Annotated in this window: 24 protein-coding genes; 7 read left to right on the top strand and 17 right to left on the bottom strand. The window is 71.6% G+C overall.

Annotated elements, in window-relative coordinates; translation table 11 throughout:
- Position 1: 1 nt before the first annotated feature.
- The 8 genes from ACERZO_RS17820 to ACERZO_RS17785 form a co-directional block, all read right to left on the bottom strand.
- Positions 2 to 706 (bottom strand): GntR family transcriptional regulator, encoded by a 705-nt coding sequence (locus tag ACERZO_RS17820; protein ID WP_372665792.1) that lies wholly within the window; start codon positions 704 to 706, stop codon positions 2 to 4.
- Entirely contained in the window at positions 706 to 2,130 is a 1,425-nt protein-coding gene (locus ACERZO_RS17815; RefSeq protein WP_372665791.1) for a UbiD family decarboxylase, read from the bottom strand. Before ACERZO_RS17815 ends, ACERZO_RS17820 begins: the two co-directional genes overlap by 1 nt.
- Positions 2,127 to 2,831: an isochorismatase family protein gene (locus tag ACERZO_RS17810; protein ID WP_372665790.1), complete on the bottom strand. Its 705-nt coding sequence runs from the start codon at positions 2,829 to 2,831 to the stop codon at positions 2,127 to 2,129. The genes ACERZO_RS17815 and ACERZO_RS17810 overlap by 4 nt, the downstream gene beginning before the upstream one ends.
- Entirely contained in the window at positions 2,828 to 3,793 is a 966-nt protein-coding gene (locus tag ACERZO_RS17805; protein ID WP_372665789.1) for an ABC transporter substrate-binding protein, read from the bottom strand. The genes ACERZO_RS17810 and ACERZO_RS17805 overlap by 4 nt, the downstream gene beginning before the upstream one ends.
- On the bottom strand, positions 3,790 to 4,620 hold the full coding sequence (locus ACERZO_RS17800) for an ABC transporter permease (protein ID WP_372665788.1): 831 nt from the start codon (positions 4,618 to 4,620) through the stop codon (positions 3,790 to 3,792). The genes ACERZO_RS17805 and ACERZO_RS17800 overlap by 4 nt, the downstream gene beginning before the upstream one ends.
- Entirely contained in the window at positions 4,532 to 5,416 is an 885-nt protein-coding gene (locus tag ACERZO_RS17795; protein ID WP_372665787.1) for an ABC transporter ATP-binding protein, read from the bottom strand. The genes ACERZO_RS17800 and ACERZO_RS17795 overlap by 89 nt, the downstream gene beginning before the upstream one ends.
- A gap of 246 nt (positions 5,417 to 5,662) precedes the next feature.
- Positions 5,663 to 6,856, bottom strand: coding sequence for an MFS transporter (locus ACERZO_RS17790; protein ID WP_372665786.1), 1,194 nt, complete (start codon positions 6,854 to 6,856; stop codon positions 5,663 to 5,665).
- Positions 6,853 to 7,629 (bottom strand): DeoR/GlpR family DNA-binding transcription regulator, encoded by a 777-nt coding sequence (locus ACERZO_RS17785; RefSeq protein WP_372665785.1) that lies wholly within the window; start codon positions 7,627 to 7,629, stop codon positions 6,853 to 6,855. The genes ACERZO_RS17790 and ACERZO_RS17785 overlap by 4 nt, the downstream gene beginning before the upstream one ends.
- Before the next feature lie 123 nt (positions 7,630 to 7,752).
- Between ACERZO_RS17785 and ACERZO_RS17780 the strand changes: the two genes are divergently transcribed.
- Positions 7,753 to 8,340, top strand: a complete 588-nt coding sequence (locus tag ACERZO_RS17780) for a TetR/AcrR family transcriptional regulator (RefSeq protein WP_372665784.1) — start codon at positions 7,753 to 7,755, stop codon at positions 8,338 to 8,340.
- Here the strand turns inward: ACERZO_RS17780 and ACERZO_RS17775 are convergent.
- Both ACERZO_RS17775 and ACERZO_RS17770 read right to left on the bottom strand, forming a co-directional pair.
- Positions 8,337 to 9,437, bottom strand: coding sequence for a Gfo/Idh/MocA family protein (locus ACERZO_RS17775; protein ID WP_372665783.1), 1,101 nt, complete (start codon positions 9,435 to 9,437; stop codon positions 8,337 to 8,339). The two genes, ACERZO_RS17780 and ACERZO_RS17775, sit on opposite strands and share 4 nt — an antisense overlap.
- Complete coding sequence (locus tag ACERZO_RS17770; protein WP_372665782.1) at positions 9,434 to 10,168, bottom strand: sugar phosphate isomerase/epimerase family protein; 735 nt, start codon at positions 10,166 to 10,168, stop codon at positions 9,434 to 9,436. The genes ACERZO_RS17775 and ACERZO_RS17770 overlap by 4 nt, the downstream gene beginning before the upstream one ends.
- A gap of 200 nt (positions 10,169 to 10,368) precedes the next feature.
- Here ACERZO_RS17770 and ACERZO_RS17765 point away from each other — a divergent pair, with 200 nt between their 5' ends.
- Positions 10,369 to 10,563, top strand: coding sequence for a hypothetical protein (locus tag ACERZO_RS17765; protein ID WP_372665781.1), 195 nt, complete (start codon positions 10,369 to 10,371; stop codon positions 10,561 to 10,563).
- 70 nt (positions 10,564 to 10,633) lie between these two features.
- Positions 10,634 to 11,479 (top strand): SAM-dependent methyltransferase, encoded by an 846-nt coding sequence (locus ACERZO_RS17760; RefSeq protein WP_372665780.1) that lies wholly within the window; start codon positions 10,634 to 10,636, stop codon positions 11,477 to 11,479.
- Here the strand turns inward: ACERZO_RS17760 and ACERZO_RS17755 are convergent.
- The 4 genes from ACERZO_RS17755 to ACERZO_RS17740 all read right to left on the bottom strand — a co-directional run bounded on the left by ACERZO_RS17755 (position 11,476) and on the right by ACERZO_RS17740 (position 16,754).
- Complete coding sequence (locus tag ACERZO_RS17755) at positions 11,476 to 14,304, bottom strand: RICIN domain-containing protein (protein ID WP_372665779.1); 2,829 nt, start codon at positions 14,302 to 14,304, stop codon at positions 11,476 to 11,478. The two genes, ACERZO_RS17760 and ACERZO_RS17755, sit on opposite strands and share 4 nt — an antisense overlap.
- 184 nt (positions 14,305 to 14,488) lie before the next feature.
- Positions 14,489 to 15,472, bottom strand: a complete 984-nt coding sequence (locus ACERZO_RS17750; protein ID WP_372665778.1) for an ABC transporter permease — start codon at positions 15,470 to 15,472, stop codon at positions 14,489 to 14,491.
- Positions 15,469 to 16,347, bottom strand: a complete 879-nt coding sequence (locus ACERZO_RS17745) for an ABC transporter ATP-binding protein (RefSeq protein ID WP_372665777.1) — start codon at positions 16,345 to 16,347, stop codon at positions 15,469 to 15,471. The genes ACERZO_RS17750 and ACERZO_RS17745 overlap by 4 nt, the downstream gene beginning before the upstream one ends.
- A gap of 11 nt (positions 16,348 to 16,358) precedes the next feature.
- Positions 16,359 to 16,754, bottom strand: coding sequence for a GntR family transcriptional regulator (locus ACERZO_RS17740; protein WP_372665776.1), 396 nt, complete (start codon positions 16,752 to 16,754; stop codon positions 16,359 to 16,361).
- Between the two features lie 120 nt (positions 16,755 to 16,874).
- Here ACERZO_RS17740 and ACERZO_RS17735 point away from each other — a divergent pair, with 120 nt between their 5' ends.
- The 3 genes from ACERZO_RS17735 to ACERZO_RS17725 all read left to right on the top strand — a co-directional run bounded on the left by ACERZO_RS17735 (position 16,875) and on the right by ACERZO_RS17725 (position 20,355).
- Positions 16,875 to 17,648, top strand: coding sequence for a cyclase family protein (locus ACERZO_RS17735; protein ID WP_372665775.1), 774 nt, complete (start codon positions 16,875 to 16,877; stop codon positions 17,646 to 17,648).
- A complete protein-coding gene (locus tag ACERZO_RS17730) occupies positions 17,645 to 19,264 on the top strand; it encodes a thiamine pyrophosphate-binding protein (RefSeq protein ID WP_372665774.1) in 1,620 nt (539 codons plus the stop codon). Before ACERZO_RS17735 ends, ACERZO_RS17730 begins: the two co-directional genes overlap by 4 nt.
- Positions 19,265 to 19,356: 92 nt before the next feature.
- The gene (locus ACERZO_RS17725) at positions 19,357 to 20,355 is read left to right on the top strand and encodes a hypothetical protein (protein WP_372665773.1); all 999 of its coding nucleotides are present in this window, start codon (positions 19,357 to 19,359) and stop codon (positions 20,353 to 20,355) included.
- On the opposite strand, the gene ACERZO_RS17720 is transcribed toward ACERZO_RS17725, so the two are convergent.
- A complete protein-coding gene (locus tag ACERZO_RS17720) occupies positions 20,352 to 21,077 on the bottom strand; it encodes a hypothetical protein (protein WP_372665772.1) in 726 nt (241 codons plus the stop codon). The genes ACERZO_RS17725 and ACERZO_RS17720 overlap by 4 nt on opposite strands.
- A 1-nt stretch (position 21,078) precedes the next feature.
- Complete coding sequence (locus tag ACERZO_RS17715; RefSeq protein WP_364461332.1) at positions 21,079 to 21,525, bottom strand: Lrp/AsnC family transcriptional regulator; 447 nt, start codon at positions 21,523 to 21,525, stop codon at positions 21,079 to 21,081.
- A gap of 156 nt (positions 21,526 to 21,681) precedes the next feature.
- On the opposite strand from ACERZO_RS17715, the gene ACERZO_RS17710 reads away from it, so the two are divergent.
- On the top strand, positions 21,682 to 25,074 hold the full coding sequence (locus ACERZO_RS17710) for an indolepyruvate ferredoxin oxidoreductase family protein (protein ID WP_372665771.1): 3,393 nt from the start codon (positions 21,682 to 21,684) through the stop codon (positions 25,072 to 25,074).
- Here ACERZO_RS17710 and ACERZO_RS17705 read toward each other — a convergent pair.
- Positions 25,055 to 25,681, bottom strand: coding sequence for a response regulator (locus ACERZO_RS17705; RefSeq protein ID WP_372665770.1), 627 nt, complete (start codon positions 25,679 to 25,681; stop codon positions 25,055 to 25,057). The genes ACERZO_RS17710 and ACERZO_RS17705 overlap by 20 nt on opposite strands.
- Between the last annotated feature and the right edge of the window lie 29 nt (positions 25,682 to 25,710).

Genomic DNA, 25,710 nt, shown 5'->3' with positions numbered 1-25,710 from the left:
GTCAGACGCCGCCGGCTCGTTCGATGGCCCGGTACCCCCGCATCACCAACGACCTGCTTACCGCCGCCGCCAACGCCGCGTCGCGGTCCGCGTACGCGTTCACCAATCTCTCGTGGTCCGCCACCGAATGCAGCAGCCTCCCCGGCAGCGACAAGCTCAAATGCCGGAACCGGTGCATCTGCAACCCCAGCGAACTCAACCGGCGCTGCAGCTCGCCGTTCTTCGCCAAGCTCACCTCCGCGTTGCGGAACCCCACGTTGTGCCAGAAGTACGCGTCCACATCGCCGCAAGCGGCGTCCGAAGAAAGCAGTTCCTGCCAGCGCCGCAAACCGGCGATTTCGGAATCCGACGCCCGCGCCACCAGCAGCTCGCTCACCAGCGCGTACAGCGACGCCCGGATCTCGTAGATCTCCCGCACCTGTGCCATGTCCACAGGGGACACATACGGCCGCCGGCGCGGGGGGATGATCACCAGCGACTCGCGCTCCAGCAGCAGCAAAGCTTCCCGTACCGGGGTGCGGGACGTCGAGAACCGCCGGGCCAGCTCCGCCGAGTTCACCTCGTGGCCCGGGGGCAGGCGCCCCTCGACGATGCCGACCGCGATCTCCTGGAAGATCGTGAACGCCAGCGACGAGCCGCCCTCCACCCCGCGCAGCGCGGTGAAGAGCAGCTCCCGCCGGAGGTCGGGCAGATCGACCGCCGTCACTAGCCGAGCACCTCGGGCCAGCGGCGGCTGACGTCCGCGATCAGCGCCGGGCTCGACTCCGCCACCTCGGGGAAGTCGCCCAGCCGCTCGAACGGGCGGCACGCGTCGATGATCGCCCGGCTGTTGAAGGCCACCGCGCCCGGCAGCGTCAGCGGGTCCACCCGGCTGCCCCACGTCCGCTTCATCACCTCGATGTCCAGCGACGGGTCCGTCCGCCCGCACATCGCCCAGACGACCTCGCCGAGGTCGCGCGGGTTGACGTCGTGGTCGACGACCACCGTGAACCGGTTCATGTACGCCGCGCTCGGCAGCTGCGACGTCAGGTACGCCGCCTGGCGCGCGTGCCCCGCGTACCGCTGTTCGATCGCGACGATCAGCAATGACCGCCCGCCGCCCGCCTCGTGCGCCCAGACGCCCCGCAGGCCCGGCAGGCCGGTTTTGCGCAACGAGTCGGTGATGATCGCCGACTTCATGACCGTGCGCATGTACGAGTAGTCGTGCGGTGGCTTGCCCGGCGGCGCGCCGAGCAGGATCGGGTCGTCGCGGTAGTACACCTTTTCGACGTCGATCGTGAGGATCGGGTCGCGCGAGCCGGAGTAGTAGCCGGTCCACTCGCCGAACGGACCCTCCGGGCGCTTGTCGTCCGGCCGCACCCAGCCTTCGATCGCGATCTCGGCGTCGTGCGGCAGCGGCAGCCCGGTCGCGAGCCCGGCGATCGTGCGCACCGGCTCGCCGGCCATCGCGCCGACGTAGTCGTACTCCGAGACGTCGCCGGGCACCTCGACCCCCGCCGCCACCAGGTAGGCCGGGTGGTGCCCCAGCGACGCCGCGATCGGCGCCCGGCCCTCCGCCTCGAACCAGCGGCGCAGGTGCTGGGCGCCGTGCTTGCCCGCCTCGATGTTGACGCTGACCGCGCGGCCCTCGTCCTGCACCTGCATCCGGTAGGCGCCCAGGTTGATCCGGCCCGTGTCGTAGTCGCGGGTGACCACCGCGCAGCCGGTGCCGATGTACCGGCCGCCGTCGCCCTCGTGCCAGCGCGGCACCGGAAACTTCAGCAGGTCGACTTCCTCGTCCACATAGGACAGCAGCGGACCGTCCGAAACGGACACCGCCCGGAAGTCGCCGGAGCGCGAGATCCACTCCCCCGGCTTGACGGCGAGCTTCTCGACGAGGTCCTCGTCGGTGTTGTCCCAGCCGAGCCCGAGCACCGACCCGAGCAGCCGCGGGTTGCTGACCGACCCGGACAGCACGCGCGAACCGGACGCGTAGTCCTTGATCGCGTCGAACACCAGCGCCTTGGGGTGCGAACGCCGGTAGTTCACCTGGGACAGTGCGCCGATCTCGAGCTCCCAGTGGGCGCCTTCGACGGTCTGCACCTCCCCGGCCGCTTCGGCTTCGGTGAGCCACTTCCGCAGGTCGGTCATGCCGGGATCCTTCGCGAGGTCTGGCGGAGGTGGCCGATCGCCGACTCGGCGGTGAGCACGTCCGCGTACTTCTGGTCCAGGTCGAACAGGCTCAGCCAGTGCGACGCCTCGAACCGGTCGAAACAGCAGTCGCCGACGACGCCGACGCGGTACCCGCGGCTGCACGCGTCGACGACGGTCGAGCGCACGCAGCCGCTGGTGGCTTCGCCGGCGACGAGCAGCGTGTCGTGGCCGCCCATCCGCAGCAGCGTGTCCAGCGGGGTGCCGTGGAAGCAGCTGGGACCGATCTTCGCCAGCACGACGTCCCCCGCCCAGGGCTCCACTTCGGACACGATCGCGTTCGGATCCACAGTGGACTTCGGAGTGAGGGCGCCGCCCGGCTTCCGGTTCCACCGGCCGTACTCCGGCGGTGTCGCGTGGAAGTAGATCACCGGGGCGCCGGCGTCCCGGGCCGCGCGCAGCAGCGGGACGGTCCGGTCGACGGCGGCCCAGCCGTCCGCGCCGCACGCGCTGGGCCAGTCCGCGACGGCGTCGAGGATGTCGCGCCGGGGCAGGCCCAGCGCCGCGTAGTACAGGTCGACGACGAGCACGGCGGGGTTCTCCCCCAGACCGAACGGGGCGCGCTTCGCCCACGACGTCGCCGCGAGCACCGCGCGGTCCCGTTCGGTCAGGTACTTCGACCATTCGGTTTCGAAGGTCATGACGTCGTCAAGCTGTTGTCGATGTACTTCGCGATGTCCGATGGTGCGGTGGTTTTGGCGTTCTCCGCGGCTTCGTCGAAGGCCTGCTTGATCACCTTCTCGTCCACCACCGGGGTTTTCGCCCAGACGTCCAGGAAGAAGTCGTAGGCGTAGGCGGCGAGTTCGGTGCTCTTCACCCCGCTGTACTTCTGGATGCTCTTGACCGTCTCGTCCTTGTGGCTCCGGATGTACTGCAGCGCCTCGGCTTCCGCCGCGACGAACCGCTTGACGACCTCGCGGTTGTTCTGCAGGTACTTCGACTGCACGGTGTAGGCGCCCAGCGGGAACGGCATGTTCGACAGTGCGGCCAGCCGGTGCGCGCCCTTCTCGCGGCTCTCGGTGCCGTTGGGGGGCTGGGTGAGGATCGCCGACACCGCACCGCTGCCGAGCGCGGCCACCTCGGCCGGGACGCCCTTGACGAACACCGCGGTGACGTCTTCGCGCTTGAGGCCGTTCGCCTCCAGCAGCGCGGTCAGCCCGAAGTCGCTTTCCGAGCCGGGCGAGGTGATGGCGACCTTCTTGCCCTTGAGCTCGGCAACCGACTTGACGTCCGGGCTCGCCCACATCTCCAGGTTGTAGTGCGGCTCGGACATCGCCACGTATTTCAGGTCCGCGCCCTTCATGATGGCGGCGGCGGTGTCGGCCGCGACGCCGACGCCGATCTGGACGCTGTTGCTGGCCAGCCCGGCGACCAGCTGGGAGCTGTCGTTGAGCCGGTTGAGCTTCACGTTCAGGCCGTGCTTGGCGAAGATGCCGTAGTCCTGCGCGGTGTAGAGGTCGGAGTAGCCCGCGCCGAGCGCGGTGTAGCCGATGGTGACCGGCAGCGCGCCGTTGGCGTCGGCGGCGACCGTGCCGCCGGCCCCGCCGCCCGCGCACGCCGTCAGACCGAGCACCAGGCTCGCCGCTACGAGGAAGATCTTCATTGTGCACCTGCCCAGTGGGTGAAACGGCGCTCGACGAGGCGGACGGCCCAGTTCAGGAGCAGTGCGACCACGGCGAGGAGGACGATCCCGGCCATCGCCGAGTCCATGTCGAAGTTGGAGGTCTTCGTCTGCACGAAGTAGCCGAGGCCCTGGCTGGCCAGGAACAGCTCGGCGACGATCGCGCCGACCAGCGCGCGGCCGACGGCCAGGCGCACGCCCGCGAGGATGTACGGCAGCGTCGCGGGCAACGCGATGGTGTAGAAGAACTTCAGCCGCGGCGTGCAGAACACCGTCGCGACGCGGGTGTAGTCGCTGTCCAGGTTCCGCACGCCCGCCGTGATGTTGATGATCAGCGGCAGGATCGCGGCCCAGACGATGACGATCACGCGCGAGGTGTTGTCGATGCCGAACCAGAAGATGATGATCGGCAGGAACATCACGTACGGCACCGAGTAGAGGATGTTGACCATCGGCTCGGTCATGTCGTGCAGGACCTTGCTGCGGCCGAGCACGAGCCCGATCGGGATGCCGAGGACGAACGTGATGCCCAAGCCCCACAACAGTTCCAGGCCGGTCGCGCCGAGCGCCGGGTAGATCTCGCCGGAGCCGAAGAGCTTCGCTTCGGCCGCGGCGATGCGCAGCGGGTTGCTGCTGAAGGAGACGTCGACGAGGCCGAGCGCCGTCGAAAGCTGCCACAGCACCAGGACGATCAGCATCCCGGCGGTGCCGAGCAGCCCGCTACGGTGTCGCCGCGCCCAGCCGGAGCTCGCCGACGCCACCGGCGGGTTCGGGGTGGTGGTCGTGCGCGGGAGTGACGCTGTTGTCATGGTCCGGCTCCGAAGCTGCGGGTTCGTGGTGGAGGGCCGAGAGGATCTTGTCGCCGTAGGCGAGGAATTCGGCGCTGCGGCGCCAGGCGGCGTCGCGCGGGCGGGGCACGTCGATGACCACTTCGAGGGCGACGTGCGCGGGCGACGGGGAGAAGACGAGCACGCGGTCGGCGAGCAGCACGGCCTCGTTGACGTCGTGGGTCACGAACATCGCGGTCTTCTTCGTGACGGCGTCCGCCTGCCAGATCCGCAGGAGCTCGTCCTGCAGGTTCTCGCGGGTCTGCGCGTCGAGGGCGCCGAAGGGCTCGTCGAGCAGCAGGAGCGTCGGATCGGTGGCCAGGGCGCGCGCGAGGTTGACGCGCTGGCGCATGCCGCCGGACAGCTCGTGCGGGTACTTCTTCGCCACCTTGGCCAGGCCGACGATGTCCAGGAGGTCCTCGGCGCGCCTGCGGGTTTGGGCGTTGAGCCGGCCCTGGACCTGGGGCCCGAAGAGGACGTTGTCGAGGACGGTCCGCCACGGGTAGAGCGAGGCGTGCTGGAAGACCAGCGACCGTTCCGGGCCCGGACCTTTGATGGGACGGCCGGCGAGTTCGAGGGCCCCGCCGGCGACCGGGACCAGCCCGGCGACGGCTTCGAGGAAGGTGGTCTTGCCGCAGCCGCTGGGGCCGACGATGACCACGAACTCCTCGTCGCGGATCTGGAGGTTCAGGTCGAGGCACGCCGTGGAGAACCCGCCGCCGCGGCGGGCCCGGTGCCCGAGCAGCAGGTCCCGCGCGTCCAGGCAGACGGTGGACATCAGGACGGCCCCGCTTCGTCCGGGGTTCGTGGGTGGATCACTACCGCTCCTCCTTGCCGATGGCTGCACTGCGGATCGCAAGGTGTCGACACTTCGAGAGAGTCTGCGTCCGTGGTCCGCGAGTGTCAAGGAATTCTTCGGGCGATAGTCTTCAACTGTCGACAGTTGAGGGCGATGTGTGGGTTCCCCCGAGCCGAAACGCCGGATTGTTCAACGGCCGCGTATCGGTTCGGGGGTGGGGTCTGCTCAGGCGACCGGTTGCTTTGCCTGCTCCGGCTTCGGGTTCAGGACTCCGGCGAACGCTGCCGCCAGGATGCACAGGACCACCGGTACTGCGAACGTCACGTTCAGGGGCATCCAGCGCGTCAAGCCGCCGATCAAAGCCGGGCCGGCCAACAGGCCTACGTAGCCGAGGCCGACCACTCGGGCCATCAACGCTCCCGATGCTCGCGTGTCCAGGTTGCCCGCCGCTGTGAACAGCTGCGGGACTCCGCCCGACAAGCCCAGCCCGAACAGTGCCCAGCCCACCAACGACACCGGCACCCACGGCGCCGCCGCGGCGATCGACAGGCCCACCGCTGCCAACGCCGCTCCGTAGCGGACGATCGCTGCCGGGCCTGCCCATGCCGCTACCCGGTCCGTCAAGAAGCGGCCCGTTGTCATCGCCACCGCGAACGCTCCGTACGCCAGCGCCGCCGTCGAGGACGATGTGCCCAGGACCTTCTCCATGTGCAGTGCCGCCCAGTCGTTCGCCACGCCCTCCGACAGCATCAGCGCCAGCGCCAGCAAGCCGAGCAACCACACCACGCGGCCCGGCGTGCGGCGGCGGACCGGCTCTGCCGCGGACTCTTCCGCAACCGACGACGCGGGCGCCTCCGACGGCTCCATCAGGAACCGTGCCGATGCCAGGGAAAGCAGCACGCACAGCAGCCCGGTGCACGTGAGCGTGACGCCGGTCGGGACCCCGCCGCCGAGCGTCGCCGCGCCGATCACCGCCGCGAACGCGCCACCGATCGACCAGAACGCGTGGAACGCCGCCATGATCGGGCGCGGGTACGCGCGCTCCACCACCACCGCGTGGGAGTTCATGCCGACGTCGATCGCGCCGTTGCCGAAACCGAAGAAGATCAGGGACAGCCCCAGCGTCCACCACGAGTTCGCGAACCCCGGCGCGCACACCGCGAGGCCGAGCAGCACGCCCGCCGCCGGGACCAGCCGGCGGTGGCCGAGCTTGTCGACCAGCGGCCCGGAGATCTGCATGCCCGCGAACGCCGCGCCGCCGAGCACCAGCAGCAGCGCGCCCAGCGTGCTGTGCGAGATGCCGGTCGCGCGCTCGACGTTCGGGATGTGCACCACCCACATGCCCATCGCGAAGCCGTTGAGGCCGAAGAACATGAAGGTCGCGAACCGGGCGGCGCGCGGGCGGGGCGGGGCGGTCATCGGTTCTCCCAGGGGACGGCGACGTGCACGAGCACGCCGAGCTCGGCCAGCGCCGTGCGCTGGTCCTCGGGCGCGCCCGGGTCGGTGACCAGGACGTCCGGGCGGTCGGCGGGACAGACGTGGGCGAGCGCGGCGCGGCCCCACTTGGCGCCGTCGGCGAGCACGATCGCGCGGGCCGCGACGGCGAGCGCCACCTGCTTGACCTCGGCGTCACCCAGGTCGAAGGCGGTCAGGCCGGCGTCGAGGGCGAACGCGCACGGGCTCAGCACGGCGACGTCGAACCGCAGCGCCCGCAGCGACGCGACGGTCAGCGGGCCCACCAGGGCCTGCTCCCCCGGCCTCGGCTCGCCGCCGGGCAGGAGCAAGCGCACGGCCGGGTCGTCGGCCAGCTCGCGGACCGCATGCAGGGACAGCGGCATGACGGTGACCGGGCGCCCGCGCAGCAGCCGCGCCAGCTCCAGCGCGGTCGTACCGCTGTCCAGGATGATCGTTTCGCCGTCGCGGATCAGCTCGGCCGCCGCGGCCGCGATGGCCCGCTTCGCCGCGAGCTCCGCCGTCGCCCGGGCGGCGAACGGCGGCTCGATCCCGGACGGCGACGCCGGGACGGCCCCACCGTGCACGCGCCGCAGGACACCGCGCGAGGCCAGCTGGTCCAGGTCCCGGCGCACGGTCATCTCGGACGCGCCGGTCGCCGACGCCAGCTCCGCGACCGCCACCTGGTCGGCGTCGCGCAGCCGCTCCACGATGATCCGCTGCCGTTCCGCGCTCTTCACCCGGCGATGCTCGCAAGCCGCACGGATTCGCACAACTGGTTTGTTCGTCCGCTCACGTCGCTTGTGCGAAAAGCGGCTGCGGCATGATGGGCCCGTGCACGCCGCCGAGACCACCACGACCCCGTGACCGGGGGCTACCTGAAGGGCCGGATCCGCCGCGAGGACATCATCACGGCGGCGGCCGCGGCGTACGGCGAGCTCGGCTACCACGGCTCGTCGCTGCGCGAGATCGCCAAGCGCGTCGGGATCTCGCACGCCGGCCTGCTGTACTACTTCCCCACCAAGGAGGCGCTGCTCGCCGCCGTCCTCGAGCGGCGCGACTCCGAAGACTCCGAGCGCGAGCAGCTGACCGTGCCGCCCGGACTCGAAGTGCTGCGCCACTTCGTCGCGCTCGCCGAGCACAACGTCCGCCACCCCGGGATCGTCGACCTCTACTCGCGGCTCGCCGCCGAGGCGGTCGCCGCGGACCACCCGGCGCACGAGTACTTCGTGCGCCACTACCGGGCCGCGCGCGCCGGCGTCCACGAGTCGTTCGCGGTTCTCGCCGCCCGCGGCGAGCTGCGCGAGGGCGTCGACCCGGAGCTGGCCACGCTGACGTTCATCGCACTCATGGACGGCCTGCAGGTGCAGTGGCTGACCGTCCCGGGCGACGTCGACCTGGTCGGTTCGCTGCGCTTCTACCTGCAGAACCTGCTCACCGTCCCGCTCTAGAGGGTCTTCGCGTACGGGTCCCAGCCCGCCGGCAGCGCGGGCGGGACGTCCACGGTGCTCGTGACTTCGACGGCCTGCCCGCGGGTCATGGACTCGTCGATGGCCAGCATCGCGTCGAGCACGTGGTAGGCCAGCTCGCCGGACGCGCGTTCCGGCACCCCGGCCCGGATCGCCCGCGCCAGCTCCAGCGTCCCGGTCCCGCGCGAAGCCGCGTGCCCGCGTGCCGGCAGCTCTTCCGGCTCGTCGTGGCCGAGCAGGTGCAGCCGGGTCGGCTCGTCGAACCGGTTGGGGTCCGGCAGCACCGCGGTGCCGAGCGTGCCGGTCAGCTCGACCACCCCGGCCCGCTTGAGCGCCGAGTCGAAGCTCAGCACCAGCTGGGCGGACGCGTTCTCGAACTCGACGAGCGCGGTGACCGTGGTCGGCACCGTCACCGGGAACTCCGTCCCCGCGCGCGGCCCGGATCCGACGACCCGGGTGTCCCGCGCCCGCCCGCCGACCCCGGTGACGCGCCGGACCGGGCCGAGCAGGTGCACCAGCGCGGTCAGGTAGTACGGGCCCATGTCGAGCAGCGGGCCGCCGCCGGCCTGGAAGTAGAACTCCGGCGCCGGGTGCCACACTTCCGGGCCGGGCACCTGGAACAGCGCCAAGGCGGTCAACGGGCGGCCGATCCGGCCGGCGTCGACGGCGTTGCGCGCGGTCTGCAACGCGGCGCCGAGGACGGTGTCCGGCGCGCTCGCCACGCGCAGGTTCTTCTCCCGTGCGCGATCGAGGAGCTTGCGGCCGGTCTGGCGGTCCAGCGCGAGCGGCTTCTCCGCCCAGACGTGCTTGCCCGCTTCGAGGGCGGCGAGCCCGACGTCGACGTGCGAAGCCGGCAGGGTCAGGTTGACGACGATCTCGATCTCGGGGTCGGCGAGCAGCTCGGCCACCGGGCCCGACCGCGGCACGCCGTACTCGGCCGCGCGGGCGGCCGCGCGCTCGTCGTCGAGGTCGGCGACCCGCAGCACGCGGACGTCCGGGAAGCTCGTCAGGTTCTCGAGGTAGGTCCCGCTGATGACGCCGGCGCCGATGATCCCGACGCCGACCGGCCCGCCCGTCACCGGCCCGCCCCGGTCAGGAAGGCGTGGCTGGCGGCGATGGCTTCGAAGAGGTCGCCGTCGTAGGCGTCGAACTCGATCACGCGCAGCGCGTCCGGCGCGGCGGCGAGGACGTCGGCGACCGGCACCCGGCCCTGGCCGGCGGGCACCTGACCGGAGGCGTCGGTGGCCAGGCCACCGTCCTTGACGTGGATCGCGCGGACGCGGTCGCCGAGCCGGCGCAGCAGCGCGGGCGCGTCCTCACCGCCCGCCGTGGCCCAGTACGTGTCGACCTCGAGCGCGACGGCCGGGTCGAGCTGGTCGGCGAAGACTTCGAAGGCGCTGCGGCCGTCGATCCGGGATTCCAGCTCCCACCAGTGGTTGTGGTAGCCGGCCTGCACGCCGTGCTCGGCCGCGACCTTGGCGGCGGCGTTGAGCGTGTCTGCCGTGGCGGCGATGTCGGCGGGGTCCTGCCACTGCTCGGGCTTGACGAGCGGGTCGATGACCAGGCCGATGCCCAGCTCGGCCGCGGTGGCGAAGACGGCGGCCTGGTCGGCGCCGATCAGCCGGGCGTGCGCGGTCGGGGCGGTCAGGCCGTGGGCGGGCAGGCCGGCCCGCAGCGCGTCGGCGTTCTCGACGACGCCGTACGGCTCGACCCGGGTGAAGCCGAGCGCGGCGAGCTGCCGCAGGGTGCCGTCGGGATCGGCCGCGAAGGCGTCGCGGACCGAGTACAGCTGCACGGAAAGCTCGCTCATCACCGGCTCCTGGGGGTAGCGGGGTTCGCTGAATTTCTACCACCTGGTCAAAATTGACACCAGGGATTTCGCCGCCGGTCCACCGGACGGCGGCACCGGCGTGCCCGGCATCACGGCCCGTTGTGTTTTGGCTTGCGCCGGTTGGGGCAGTAACGCCTTGAACGGGGGTCAGGGCCGATCCGATCCAGGAGGTGCCGCGAGTGGACAGGGCAGGGGACGAAGTGGACACGGGGGCTGTCGGCCACCCGGCGTCCCGTCGCGACCTGGCGGAACTGTCCGAGGCCGCGCGCGACCTCGACCGGCGGATCGAGCAGCACCTCGAACGGCTGCGTCGCGAACGCGCCGAGCGCGCCCGCGACGACATCCCTGACCAGCGGCTTCGGCCGAGCGGCTGACCTCGCCTTCACCGCGCGGACGCGGACTACTACGCTGGGTGGCCTCACACCGAAGTCCTGCGAGGTCGCCATGTCCGAGACGCTGTCCCCGAGCCAGAAGCCGGTGGGAGTCGACCCCGACCGGCCGAGCATCGCGCGGATCTACGACGGCTTCCTCGGTGGCAACAACTTCTACGAGGTCGACCGGGTCGTGATGGAGAAGATCCGCACGGCGGTCCCGGAAGCGGTCGACATCGCCCGCGGCAACCGCGGTTTCCACAACCGCGCGCTGCGAATGCTGGCGAGCCAGACGAAGATCCGGCAGTACCTCGACTGCGGCTCCGGGTTGCCGACGGCGGAGAACACGCACCAGATCGTCCAGCGCATCGACAAGGACAACACGGTCGTCTACGTCGACAACGACCCGGTGGTCCTCGCGCACGGCCGCGCGCTGCTCGTCGAGAACGACTTCACGCACATGGTCGAAGCGGACATCTTCGAGCCGGCGGACGTGCTCGCGAACGAGGACGTGCGCCGGCACATCGACTTCTCGGAGCCGCTCGCCCTGCTGCACGTCGGCACGATGCACCACTTCGAAGGCGACGGCGCGGTCGACGTCATGCGCGAGTACATCGACGCGCTCGCCCCGGGCTCGTACGTGGTGCTGTCGCACTTCTTCGACCCCGAGGTCGAGGAGCTGACCGCGATCGCGAAGCGGATCGAGCAGATCCTGGTGCAGGGCCCGCTGGGCGCCGGCCGGTTCCGCACCCGCATGGAGATCGAGGCGATGCTGCCGGGCCTGGAGTTCCTCCAGCCGAACGCGACGTCCGGCCCCGGCCTGGCGGTGTGCGACGAGTGGTGGCCGGACGGCCCCCGGCTCACGCCGCTGTCGGGTTCGGCGAAGTGCGTGGCCGGGATCGTCGGCGTCAAGCGCTAACGCAGCCGCCACCGGTGGTCGGCGGTGCCGGTATCGCCGAACTGCACGACCTGGGCGCTGTCCGCGGTCGACATCCGGTCGACGCCGAGCACCTTGCCGGAGTTGCGGTTCACGACCCGGAACCAGCCGCTGCCGTCGTCGCGCAGACGCCAGAGGTGGTCGGCCGAGCCGTTGTCGGTGAACTGCACGACGATCGCACTGTCCGCGGTGGACATCCCGGCCACGCCCAGTACCTTGCCCGAGTGGACGTTGCGGATCAGGAACCAGCCGTCGGCCGCGGTTTCGAACGTCCACAGGTGGTCGTCGGTGCCGTTGTCGGCGAACTGGACCACCCGCGCACTGTCCGCAGTGGACATCTGGTCCACGCCGAGCACCTTGCCCGAGTTGCGGTTCTCGATCCGCACCCGTCCGTCCGGGACGAGCCGCCAGACGTGGTCGGCCGAACCGTTGTCGGCGAACTGGACCACCTGCGCACTGTCCGCAGTGGACATCTGGTCGACGCCCAGGACCTTGCCGGAGTTGCGGTTCTTCAGCCGCCACCAGCCGTCGCCGTTGTCGACGAGCTGCCAGAGGTGGTCCGCGGTGCCGTTGTCGGCGAACTGCACCACTCGCGCACTGTCCGCAGTGGACATCTGATCGACGCCCAGGACCTTGCCCGAGTGGTGGTTGCGGACGCGGTACCAGCCGTCACCGTTCGCCACGAGGTGCCAGACGTGGTCGTCGGTGCCGTTGTCCGCGAACTGCACGACTTTCGCGCTGTCCGCGGTGGACATTCGATCGACACCCAGAACCTTGCCGGAGTTGCGGTTCACGATCCGGAAGCCCGCTCCCCCGCCGCCGGGCAGCCACGGATGTCCGTTCGGGTCCGCCGTCGGGAACGCCGTGATCCGCAGCCGCGCGGCGCCCATCGGGATCAGCGTGACCGTCTCGACCGGCGCGTCGCTGCGGGCCGGTGACGCCTGCAGCGGCGTGACGACGTCCTGGTCGTCCGCGGTCCACTCCGCGATCTTCCGCGCGGTGGCGGTGATCTTGACCGGCGCGGTGTCCGGCGTGAACGGGTTGGCCGGCAGCGAGCCGCTCGCCGGCGAGAACGTCAGGGCGGCGCCGGCGGTGAGGCCGTAGTTCCACGGTGTCGTCGCGTGCACGGCGTACTCGGGGAATTGCGCGGTCCCGCCCAGGCTTTCGTAGCTCTCGCCGATCTTCAGCGAGTACGTCAGCGGGCCGTGGTCGACCGACACGGAGTCGTGGTTCGCCGCCCAGGTCCGGGTCGTGGTGCGCTGGGGCAGGGTGAGCGTGACGACGTCGCCATCTCCCCAGGTCCGGCCGACCTTGACGAACGTCGGCCCGGCCGTCGCCACGACTTGCGTGCCGGCGACGGCCAGCCGCGGCGCGGCACACCACGCGGGAATCCGGAAGTACAGCGGGAAAGCGAGCGGCTTCGGCGTCCGGACCGTGAAGGTGAGCTGTTCGGAAAACGGGTAGTTCGTGTCCTCGGTGATGGTCACCGAGGTGCCGTCGCCGACCTTCGCCGTGACGCTGCTGGCGGAGTACATGGCCGCGGCGAGACCGTTGTCCGGGGTGGCGAGCCACAGCTCTTCGGTGAAGTACGGCCAGCCCATGCCGTAGTTGTGCGGGCAGCAGCGATACTGGTCGACGCCGGGGAGGTAGGCCTGCATGGCGAAGCCGTTCTGGAACTGGCCTTCGCTCTTGGGCACGTCGTCGAGGTCGACGCTGTTCGCACTGGTGATGTAGTGCACGGCGCGCCCGGCCGGGTCGAGCGCGGCGGGCAGGGAGTTGAAGGCGAGGTCCTCGCAGCGGTCGGCCCAGACGGGGTCGCCGGTGAGCCGGGTGAGCAGCTGGTGGCTCGCCATGAACTCGACGATCCCGCAGGTCTCGAAGCCCTGCCGCGGATCGCCGAAGCCGGGCCGCGCGTTCTCGTCCCCGGCGAAGCCGCCGCCGGGGAACTGGCCGTACGCCGCCATGACGGTGTTGTAGTCGTCGTAAGTGGCCTGGGTGAGACTCGCGTTGCCGGACCGCAGCGCGTACTGAGCGGGTTCGCGGAAACCCTGGGCGATGTTGACGTTGTGCAGGCTCGGGAGGTTGTTCACCCAGTTCGCGCCGTAGGCGTGGATCTTGTCGGCGAGGTCGAGCAGGAACGTGTCGCCGGTGCGGTTGAAGAGCCAGAAGACGCTGTCGAGGCCGTCGCCCCAGCGGACGGACACCCAGCTGGAGTCGAAGGCGCTCTTGCCCTGGGCGTTCATGTAGCGGAGGAACCGGGTGAGGAAGGGGATGACGCGGGTGTCTCCGGTGTACTCCTGCCAGGAGCGCAGGGCTTGCAGCAGCGGGAGGTACGGCCAGAAGTCCGGGCCGTTGTTGAGCGCGGTCCGCAGGGCGGTGGGCCCGAAGAAGCCGTCGGACTGCTGGGTGGCGAGGACGGCGTCGATCCATTTTTCGGCGGTGGCCTTCGCGGTGGCGTCGTTCGTGACGGCGGCGAGGTCGACGTAGCCGCGCAGCCAGTAGGGCACTTCTTCCCAGCCAGGACGCTCGGGGTGGACCCAGCCGCTGGTGGCGAAGTCGAGGAAGTGCGACGTCTCGGCGTAGTGGCCGCAGAGGCCGTCGAGCTGGAGTTTCAGCTGGCCGGCGAGCCAGCCTCTCGCGGTGACGGCGCCGGGAGGGAGTTTCAGGAAGGCGGCGGGTTTCAGCGGAGCGGCGTTGGGGGTGTAGAGCCCGCCCGGCGCGGCGGCGGTCGCTTTGGGCGCGTTCGCCCCGGTCAGGAGGGTGGCCGCGACGGCTCCGGTGACGAACTGCCTGCGGTTCAGCGACACGGCTCGGCCTCCGCTCGTCTTTACAACGTTGTAAAAGTAGGTTTACCGGGTTGATACAACGTTGTAAATCCGCCATTCGTCGGTGGTCGCCCAGCGCCCCAATGTGGCCTTGGTTGCGTCTGACGCACCGAAGGCCGCCTTGGGTGCGTCAGACGCACCGAAGGCCACCTTGGGGCGCTCGAGGTCAGGCGATTGTGCGCAGCCTGCGCAGCGCGAAGTACACCAGCGCTGCCGTCAACAGCGCGAAGATGCCCGTCTCGATCGCCTGGAACGTCCAGAACCGGTCTCCCGGCTGGTACTCCATCCAGTTGTACGCACCCGATCCCGCCTGGGCGGGGCCGGGTCCGGCGCCGCAGCCGCTCGGGGGGCACGGGCCGATCCGGGCGTTCGGCAGCACCAGCTCGCCCGCCGCGTTGCGGATTCCCTCCGACAGCACCCAGTCGCCCGATGCCGGGTTCGGGGTCTGGGTTCCCGACGGCGAGAACGACAACGTCGAGACCGGGAGGTACCGCGGCCGCGCGAAGACCTCGATCGCCACGCGGACCGCCGCGAAGCCGACCAGCGCGATCGCCATCGCGGGCAGCACCTTGCGCCAGTACGTTCCCGCGAAGATCCCCAGCGCCAGCGCGAACAGCGTGTACGCGATCGGCACCACGCCCTGGACGTCGAACGAGAAGTACGTCATCCGGCCCGCCGAAGCCGACACCAGCGGCTGGAACCACCACGACACGCCCAGCGCGTACCCGACCGACAGCACCAGCGTGATCGCGCCGACCAGGCCGAACTTCACCAGCGCCCAGTGCAGGCGGCTGACGCCCTGGGTCCACACGAGACGGTGGGTGCCCTGCTCGAACTCGCGGGACACCAGCGGCGCGCCGAAGAACACGCCCACCAGGACCGGCAGCACCACGAACAGGACCGCGACGAACACCATGCCGCTGAACTGCTGCTGGAACTGGTGGCCCAGGCTGTCGCACTGCGCCACCGCCTCGGTCTGCGTGATCAGCGACCCGCTGCCGAGCGTGGCCCGGCACGCGGGCAGGCCGAGGCTGTCGTACTTCGCGTGCATCGACAGGCCCGTCGGGACCATGATCGCGGCGAGCACGGCCAGCGCGCCGAGCGTGAACAGCGCCTGCCTGCGGTGCTGGCGCCAGGTCAGCCAGATCATGCCGGCACCTCCCACGCCACGTGCGCCTCCGTCGCTTCGGCCAGGTACGCCAGCACCAGGTCCTCCAGGGTCACCTCGTGCTCCGTCCACATCGGATCGACCGGCCCGTCGCCGCGTCGGACGAGCAGCGTCGACTGGCGTTCGGTGTGGCTCGCGCGCACCACCTTCGCCACCCCGGCGATCGACTCGCTGCCGGCGCGCGGGCCGACGAGCGTGCGGTGCGTGTCGAGCAGCTCGTCGACCGCCCCGGTCAGCTGGACGCGGGACTGCTGCAGGACGACCAGGTAGTCGCAGCTGCGTTCGAGATCGGCGAGCAGGTGCGACGACAGCAGGACGGTCGTCTCGCTCTCGGCCACCGCCCCCATCAGCGCCTGCATGAATTCGCGGCGCGCCAACGGGTCCAGGCTGGCGATGGGCTCGTCGAGCAGCAGCAGCCGCGGGCGTTTGGCCAGGGCCAGCGCCAGCGCGACCTGCGCCCGCTGCCCGCCCGACAGCTTGCCGACCGGCTTGTCCGGCGGGATGCGGAGCATGGCGAGCCGCTCGCGGGCCAGCGCGGCGTCCCAGCGGCGCGGGTTCAGCTTGCCGCCCATGGTGACGAGCTCGGCCGCGGTGAAGTCGCGGTAGAGCGGGGTGTCCTGCGCGACGAACCCGATGTCGGCGAGCACCGACCGCGGGTCGCGGCCGAACACGCGCACCTCCCCCGCGTCGGGCCGTAGCAGCCCGACGGCCAGGTGCAGCAGCGTCGTCTTGCCCGCGCCGTTCGGGCCCACCAGTGCGGCGATCCGCCCGGCGGGCACGTCCAGCGCGCAGTCCTGCAACGCCCAGGTGCGCCCGTAGCGCTTGCCCAGCGCCCGGGTCTGCACGGCCAGCTCCATTCCGGAACTCCCTACGCAAGGTTGCGGGGCACCGCGGTGCCCCGCAACGTGGTCTCGATCAGGGCCGCGATGTCGTCGGGCGACATCCCCGCGGCTTCGGCGCGCTCCAGCCAGGACACCAGTTCGTCGCGCAGCCGCGCCTGGTTGCCCAGCGACGGCCCGGCCAGGCTGCCGGTGACGAACGTGCCCACCCCCGGCCGGCCTTCCGCGAGTCCCTCCAGGACCAGCTCGCGGTAGGCCTTGAGCACGGTGTTCGGGTTGATCGCCAGCGCCTGGGCCACTTCGCGGACCTTCGGCAGCTGGTCGCCGGGGCGCAGCAGGCCGACCCGCAGCGCCTGCTTCACCTGGACGACGAGCTGCATGTACGTGGCGACCCGCGAGCGGCCGTCCAGGACGAACTCGATCACCCGACACCTTCCTATTGTCTTACGACATTAAGACAACACCCGGGACCACACGGCTGTCAAGGAGCGCCCGGCGGGCATAGGGTTCCGGGCGAGACGTACACCGGCACCCGGGAGGCAGGCATGTCGTTGTTGGACGGGCTGAGCAAGGCGCTCGGCGACGGGTCGGTCGAGATCGTCGACCTCACCGCTCCCCTGAGCGCGAGCACGCCGATCCTGCAGCTGCCGGCACCGTTCGCCAACACGATCCCGTTCCGGCTGGAGGAGATCAGCCGCTACGACGAGCGCGGCCCGCGGTGGTACTGGAACGACATCCACACCGGTGAGCACACCGGCACCCACCTCGACGTCCCCGTTCACTGGGTGTCCGGAAAGGACGGTCACGACGTCTCGCAGGTGCCGCTGAAGACGCTGGTGGCGCCCGCGGTCGTGCTGGACTTCTCGGCACCGGCGGCCGAGAACCCCGACTTCCTCCTGTCGATCGACGACGTCCGCGCGTGGACGGCCGAGCACGGCCCGCTGCCCGACGGCGGCTGGCTGCTCTACCGCACCGGCTGGGACACGCGCAGCCACGACCAGGAGGCGTTCCTCAACGCCGACGACACCGGCTCGCACTCCCCCGGCGTCTCGCCCGAGTGCGCCCGCTGGCTCGCCGAAGAAACGCCGATCACCGGGCTCGGCGTCGAGACCGTCGGCACCGACGCGGGCCAGGCGCCCGGCCTCGAGCCGATGTTCCCCTGCCACGAACTCCTGCTGGGCGCCGGGAAGCACGGCCTGACCCAGCTGCAGAACCTGGCCGCCCTGCCGCCGACCGGCACGCTGCTGGTCGTCTCGCCGCTGCCGATCGTCGGCGGCTCCGGCAGCCCGGCCCGCGTGCTCGCCCTGGTGGAGCGGTGAACGTCGCCGGACTCGTCGGCCGCACGCTGGCCGGCCTCGGCGTCCGCACCGCGTTCGGCGTGGTGGGCAGTGGCAACTTCGAGGTGACGAACGCGCTGCGCGCGGGCGGCGTCCGGTTCGTCGCCGCCCGCCACGAGGGTGGCGCCGCGAGCATGGCCGACGCGTACGCGCGGATGAGCGGGCAGGTCTCGGTGCTGTCGCTGCACCAGGGGTGCGGGCTGACCAACGCGATGACCGGCATCACCGAGGCGGCCAAGAGCCGGACGCCGATGGTCGTGCTCACCGCCGACTCGGCCGGCGCGTCGGTGCTGTCGAACTTCCGCGTCGACCAGGACGGGCTCGCCGCCGCGGTCGGCGCGGTGCCGGAGCGGGTGCACTCGGCCGCGAGCGCGGTCGCCGACACCGTGCGGGCCTTCCGGACCGCGCGGCAGCAGCGCCGGACGGTCGTGCTGAACCTGCCCCTCGACGTCCAGGCCGAGCCGGCGCCTTCGCCGGCGCCCCTGCCGGACATCGCGGGGCCCGCGGTGGTGCGCCCGGACGCCGGGTCGGTCCGCGCGCTGGCGGATCTGCTCGCGGCCGCCGAACGGCCGGTGTTCATCGCCGGGCGCGGCGCCCGGGCCAGCCGGGAACCGTTGCGGGACCTCGCTTCCCGGTGCGGGGCGCTGCTGGCGACGTCGGCCGTCGCGCACGGGCTGTTCCACGGCGACCCGTTCGCGATGGGCATTTCGGGCGGCTTCGCGTCGCCGACGGCCGCCGAGCTGATCCTGGGCGCGGACCTCGTCGTCGGCTGGGGCTGCGCGCTGAACATGTGGACCACGCGGCACGGGAAGCTGCTCAGCCCGCACGCGAAGCTCGTCCAGGTCGACGTCGAGCAGAGCGCGCTGGGCGCGCACCGGCCGATCGACCTCGGGATCGCCGGCGACGTCGCGGGCACCGCCGCCGACGTCCTCGCCGTGGCGAAGGAGCAGCAGGGGTACCGCACCGACGAGGTCGCGGCCCGGATCGCGGGCGGCCGCTGGACCGACGTCGAGCACGAAGACCTTTCCCGGGGCGGCCGGATCGACCCGCGGACGCTGAGCAAGCTGCTCGACGAAATGCTGCCCGCCGAGCGGATCGTCTCGATCGACTCCGGCAACTTCATGGGCTACCCGAGCGCGTACCTGTCGGTGCCCGACGAACAGGGGTTCTGCTTCACGCAGGCGTTCCAGAGCATCGGGCTGGGTCTCGGCACGGCGATCGGCGCGGCGCTGGCCCGCCCGGACCGGCTGCCGGTGCTCGGCACCGGCGACGGCGGGTTCCACATGGCACTGTCCGAACTGGACACCGCGGTCCGGCTCGGCCTGCCGCTGGCGGTGATCGTCTACAACGACGCCGCCTATGGCGCCGAGGTCCACCACTTCGGCGACGCCGACATGACGACGGTCCGGTTCCCGGACTCCGACCTAGCCGCGATCGGCCGCGGCTTCGGCGCCGACGGCGTCACCGTGCGGTCGGCCGAAGACCTCTTCGCGGTGCGCGAATGGCTGGCCGGTCCGCGTGACGCGCCGCTGGTGATCGACGCCAAGATCGCCGACGACGGCGGTTCGTGGTGGCTCGCGGAGGCGTTCAAGCACTGACCCGGCCTTGACAGCGGCCCGGGCGAAGCTGGATGCTGACCGAGTTGTCCTACAGTCGTAAGACAATAGGTATTTTGTTCTGGGGAGCTGTCATGCGCTTGGTGAAGACCGTCCTGACCGTGCTCGCGGCCGCCGCGCTGGTGGCCGCGCCGGCCGACGCGGGTCAGCCGCGGCCGCCGTCCGATCCCGTCGGCGCCCTGCTCGCCGCCTTCGGCACCCACTCGATCGTCGCGAAGTCCAGCCCGGACCCCGGGCCGTTCGTCTTCGACCTGGTCCGGGATCCCCGCTTCCCGGACCGCGTGAACGACGTCGTCGTGGAGTGCGGGAACTCGCGCCTCCAGCCGGTGCTGGACGCCTACACCGCGGGCGGTGACGTCCCGGACATCAGCCGCGTCTGGCGGGACACGACCCAGCCGAGCTGCGGCTTCTCGTTGTTCTACGAACAGCTCTTCGCGCTGGTGCGGCAGGTCAACACGAAGCTGCCGGCCGAGCGGAAGATCCGCGTGCTGGCGGGCGACCCGCCGATCGATTGGAGCCGGATCCACAGCCCGGCGGACATGGAGCCGTTCCACGACCGGGACGCGTCGATCACGGCGGTGGTGAAGACGCAGGTGCTGCAGAAGCACCGCAAGGCGCTCATGTTGTTCGGGCTGGGGCACCTGAAGCACGACGGCGGCAGCGCGGCGGTCGCGCAGCTGGAGCGCGAGTACCCGGGCGCGGCGTACGTCGTGGCGGACCACTACGGGTTCATTTCGGACAACGCCCGGCTGGAGCGGCGCCTGGGTGCGTGGCCGTCGCTGACGCCCATCGCGGGGTCCTGGCTGGGCGCGCTCGACACGACGTACTTCCCGACGAACCTCGAGTACCCGCCGGGCAGCAAGGGTTTCCCGGGCGTGGACGCGTACCTGTACGAAGGTCCGATCGACACCATGCTGCGCGAACCGCTGTCGGCACGCACGCTCCTGGACACGGACTACCTGAACGAACTCCGCCGGCGGGCGGCCGCGATCGACGCGCCGCCGGACGGGCTGGAGTGGCCGGAGTTCTTCATCGAGCGGGAACGCACGTCCGGGGTTCTGCTGCGCGGCTAGCCGACCCGGTGCGACACCCAGACGTTCGGTTCGACGTAGACCGCGAAGTCCCCGGCCGTCGAGACGAACACCGGGGCGAGCGCCCCCGGGACGAGGACCGGGCCGTCGTCGGCGAACGGCAGCCCGGTCCAGCGGCGCCAGTCCTCGAGGGGCGCCTGGACCGTCGCCGAGCAGGACGCCACCGACTCGATCCGGCCGCCGGCCCGCACGTGGGTGCGCAGCCAGCGGTCGGCCGGCAAGCCGTCCGCCCGCGTCTCGGCGGCGTACTCGCGCATCGGCATCTCCGGCGCCGCGGCCTTGTCCGGCGGCCGGACCGGGATCACCAGCGAGGCCAGCCCGGCCGCCGCCGCGCGCATGCCTTCCAAGATCGTGCGGGAGTGGCCGCGGCCCTGGTGCTCCGGGTGCACCGCGATCTCCAGCGCGCACGCGGTGTCCGGGGTGACGTCGTCGAGCGCGTCCTCCGCGGCCCAGACCGCCACTTCGTCCCAGCCGCGCGCGGGAAGCGACCCGCGGTCGCGGAACGGCACCATGATCCCGCGCGCCACCGGCCGGTCGTCTTCGAGGCGCGCGACGACCAGGTGCGGCCAGCGCCGCGCCACCCGGCGACCGCGCACCAGCAGGCTCGGCAGGCTGCCGGCCATGAACGCCGGCGAGCCGGGCGGGTACGGGATCGCGTAGACGGCGTCGGCGAGGTCCGGCCGCTCGGCCAGCGTCACGAGCACCTCAGGTCCCCCGCGACCAGGACTCCAGCGCGATCAGCGTCTTCGTGCCGGTGACCTGGTGCTGGCGGCGGATCTCGTCGATCGTCTTCTGCAGGTGGGCCATGTCCCGCACCCGCAGCCACACGAGCGCGTCCGGGTCGCCCGCGATCGTGAACACCGCCTGCGCCTCGGGCATCCGCGTGGTCGTGCGCAGGATCTCGGCGACCTTCGTGTTCCCGACGAACCGCAGCTCGGTGAACGCCTCGATCCCCCAGCCCAGCTTCGCGTGGTCGACCTGCACGGTGAACCCGGTGATCACGCCGGTCTCGCGCAGCCGGTCGATGCGGCGCTTGACCGCGGCCGTCGACAGCGTGACGCGGCCCGCGATGTCCGACAGCGTGCGGCGGGCGTCTTCGCGCAGCAGGCCGAGGATTTCGTGGTCGGTCGCGTCGAGCGGCTCTTCGGTCATGCGCCGGAGCGTAACTCCGCGCAAAAAACGCGGCCAGCCGACGCGGCAGCACGCCGAAGTTTGCGTCTGGGATGCTGATCCGACATCGCCTGTTGCGTCGCTGTGGTCTGCGCCGCACTGTGCTCCGAAGCACATCGACGCGAGAGGAGCCGCGCCGTGGAGACGTTCACGCTGGAGGACCGGTACCTGCGAGAGGCGGGGACCGTGCACCTGAGCGGGGTGCAGGCCCTGGTCCGGCTGCTGTTCGACCGCGTCCGCCACGACCGCGCCCACGGCGGCGACCCCGCCGTGTTCGTCTCCGGCTACGAGGGCTCGCCGCTGGCCGGCTACGACCTCGAGCTCGGCCGCCGCGCGAAGCTGCTCGAGAAGCACGACGTCGTCCACCGCCCGGGTCTCAACGAGGAGCTGGCCGCCACCTCGGTGATGGGCAGCCAGCTCGTCGCGGGCGCCGGCGGGCAGCGCGGCGTCACCGGGTTCTGGTACGGCAAGGCCCCCGGTCTCGACCGCGCCACCGACGCGCTGCGGCACGCCAACCTGGCCGGCACCGACCCGCGCGGCGGCGCCGTGGCGCTCGTCGGCGACGACCCGAACGCGAAGTCCTCGACCGTCCCGTGCGCGTCCGAGCTGGCGCTCGCCGACCTGGCGATCCCGATCTTCTTCCCGGCCGACTCCCAGGACGTCCTCGACCTCGGCATGCACGCGGTCGAGCTGTCCCGCGCGGCCGGCGTGTGGACGTCGCTGAAGGTCGTCGCGAACGTCGCCGACGCCTCGGGCACGGCGATCGTCGATCCACAGTGGACGGCACCGCGGCTCGAAAAGGGCTACCGGCACAAGCCGACGTCGCGGCTGCTCGGCACCAGCCTCGCCGAGCTGGAGCGCAGCCTCTTCACCGTCCGGCTGCCGCTGGTCACGGAGTACCTGCGCGCGAGCGGGGTCAACCGGATCACCGCGCGCGGCCCGGCCGACCGGATCGGCATCGTCGCCGCCGGGAAGTCCTACCTGGACCTCCAGCAGGCGTTCCGCACCCTCGGCCTCGACGCGGAAGCCTTGCCCCGGCACGGCATCCGCGTGCTCAAGCTCGGCGCGATCCACCCCCTCGAACCCGGGATCGTCCGCGAGTTCGCCGAGGGGCTCGGCGAGATCGTCGTCGTCGAGGAGAAGCGGTCGTTCGTCGAGACGGCGCTCAAGGAGGTCCTCTACGGCGTCCCCGGCGCGCCCGCGATCACCGGCAAGAAGGACCCCGCCGGCCGGACGCTGTTCACCGAACTCGGCGAGCTGGACCCGGACGGCATCGCGGCCGGCCTGGCCCGGCGGCTGCCGGAAGGCATCCCGTCGGTCGAGGCGTACCGGGGCCGCCGCCGTCGCGAGCGCATCTCGGTGCCGCTGCTGGCGCGCACGCCGTACTTCTGCTCCGGCTGCCCGCACAACTCGTCGACGAAGGTCCCCGAGGGCACGCTGGTCGGCGGCGGCATCGGCTGCCACACCATGGCCCTGTTCATGGAACCCGACCAGGTCGGCACCGTCCTCGGCGTGACGCAGATGGGCGGCGAAGGCACCCAGTGGATCGGTATGGCGCCGTTCGTCGAGGCCGAGCACTTCGTCCAGAACATCGGCGACGGCACGTTCACCCACTCCGGCAGCCTCGCCGTGCGCGCGGCCGTCGCGGCCGGCGTCAACATCACCTACAAGCTGCTCTACAACTCCGCGGTCGCGATGACCGGCGGCCAGGACGCCGTCGGCGGGCTGCCGGTGGAGAAGGTCGCCGAACTGCTGCTCGTCGAGGGCGCCAAGAAGGTCGTGATCACCAGCGACGCGCCCGCGAAGCTGCGGCGCCGCAAGCTCCCCGCCGGCGTCGAGGTCCGCGACCGCGCGGAACTGCTGGCCACGCAAGAGGAACTGGCCGCCGTCAAGGGCGTCACCGTGCTCGTCCACGAGCAGGAGTGCGCGGCCGAGAAGCGGCGCAAGCGCCGCCGCGGCAAGCAGGCCACGCCGACGACCCGCGTGGTCATCAACGAGCGTGTCTGCGAGGGCTGCGGCGACTGCGGCACCAAGTCGAACTGCCTGTCGGTGCAGCCGGTCGCGACCGAGTTCGGGCGCAAGACGGCGATCCACCAGTCGTCGTGCAACGTCGACTACTCGTGCCTGGCCGGGGACTGCCCGTCGTTCGTCACCGTCGTGCCGACCGGTCGCAAGCACCGGCGGAAGCTCGGCGAGCTGGCCGCGGACGCCGTGCCCGCTCCTCCGGTGTCCGAAAAGGACTTCACCGTGCGGATCACCGGGATCGGCGGCACCGGCGTGGTCACCGTGACGCAGATCCTCGCCACCGCCGCGGTGCTCGACGGGCGGCACGTCCGCACGCTCGACCAGACCGGGCTGGCCCAGAAGGGCGGCGCGGTGGTGTCCGACCTGAAGGTGACGGCGGAACCGGTCGAGCAGGCCCCGAAGCTGGCCGCCGGCGAGTGCGACCTCTACCTCGCGTGCGACGCCCTGGTCGGCGCGGACGCGGCGAACCTCGGCGTGGCCGACGCCGCGCGCACCACCGCGGTCGTGTCGACGACCGAGGTGCCGACCGGCCGGATGGTCGTCGACACGACGGTGTCGTTCCCGGACCCCGGCAGTGTCCTCGCCCCGCTGGAGGCGGCGGCGAAGCGCACGGTGTCGCTGGACGCGCGCGGCCTGGCCGAGGAGCTGTTCGACGACGACCAGTTCGCGAACGTCCTGCAGCTCGGCGCGGCTTTCCAGACCGGCGCGATCGGTCTGCCGGCCGCGGCGATCGAGCGGGCGATCGAGCTGAACGGCACCGCCGTAGCGGCGAACCTGCAGGCCTTCCGCCGCGGCCGCCAGCTCGTCGCCGACCCCTCCGCGCTCGCGAGCACCCCCGCCCCGGCGCGTCCCGTCACGCAGCCGTCCGTGCGGAAGCTGGTGCACGCGGAACCGGGTTCGGAGCTGGCGCGGCTGCTCGACGTCCGGATCCCGGATCTGGTCGCCTACCAGGACAAGCGGTACGCGCGGGCGTACGCGGAGTTCGTCGAGCGGGTGCGGGTGCTGGAGGACGGGCCGACGGAGATCACCGAAGCGGTCGCGAAGCACCTGTACAAGCTGATGGCGTACAAGGACGAGTACGAGGTCGCGCGGCTTTCGCTCGACCCGTCGTTCACGGCGGGTCTCGAAGAGCAGTTCGGCGAAGGCACGAAGTACGCCTACCGGCTGCACCCGCCGGTCCTGCGGGCGCTGGGCATGAAGCGCAAGATCAGCCTGGGCCCGTGGTTCCGCCCGGCGTTCCGGGTGCTGCACGCGCTGCGCCGGCTGCGCGGCACGCGGCTCGACCCGTTCGGCCGCGCCGAGGTGCGCCGCGTGGAGCGCGAGCTGATCGAGGACTACCGCGGCATGGTGCTGAAGGCGTTTTCGGCGGCCGACGTCGATCGCGCCCGGGTTCTCGCGCTGGCCGAGCTGCCCGACCTGGTCCGTGGCTACGAGGACGTCAAGCTCGCCAACGTCGCCCGGTACCGCGAGAAGCAGGCCGAGGTGCTCACGCCCGCAGGTAGCTGAGCATCGCCTGGGCACCGTCGGGGACGCGCAGCTTCGAGCTGACGTCCCCGGCGTGCTGCCGGGCGGCCGCGGTGCCGATGCCGAGCAGCCGCCCGATAGTCGGCACCGAATGGCCCTCGGCCAGCAGCGCGACGACCTCGCGTTCGCGCGCGGTGAGCGTGCCGACAGGGTCGCCGGGCCGCGGCCGGGACAGCTGGACGGCGACGACGTCCCGGTCGAGCACCGTGCCCCCGGCGGCCACGCGCTTGAGGGCGTCGAGGAACTCGTCGGGCTTGCCGACGCGCTCCTTGAGCAGGTAACCCGCGCCCCCACCGCCGGCGGCCAGGAGGTCACCCGCGTAGCCGTCCTCGATGAACGCCGAGAGCGCGAGGATCGCCAGGCCCGGCATGAGCCGGCGCGCTTCGAGCGCGGCCCGCAGCCCTTCGTCGGTGAAGGTCGGCGGCATCCGGACGTCGACGACGGCGAGGTCCGGCTTTTCCGTCGCGACGGCGGCCAGGAGCTCCCCCGGGTGGTCGACGGCGGCGGCGACGTCGAAGCCCTCGCTGCGCAGGAGCAGCACGAGCCCCTCCCGCAGCAGGGCGTCTTCTTCCGCGATGACTATGCGCACGACGGCTGCCTCCTCGCCTCCACGTCCTC

Source organism: Amycolatopsis kentuckyensis, assembly GCF_041679295.1.
Classification (GTDB): domain Bacteria; phylum Actinomycetota; class Actinomycetes; order Mycobacteriales; family Pseudonocardiaceae; genus Amycolatopsis; species Amycolatopsis kentuckyensis_A.
This window is presented reverse-complemented; position numbering and strand designations above follow the sequence as displayed.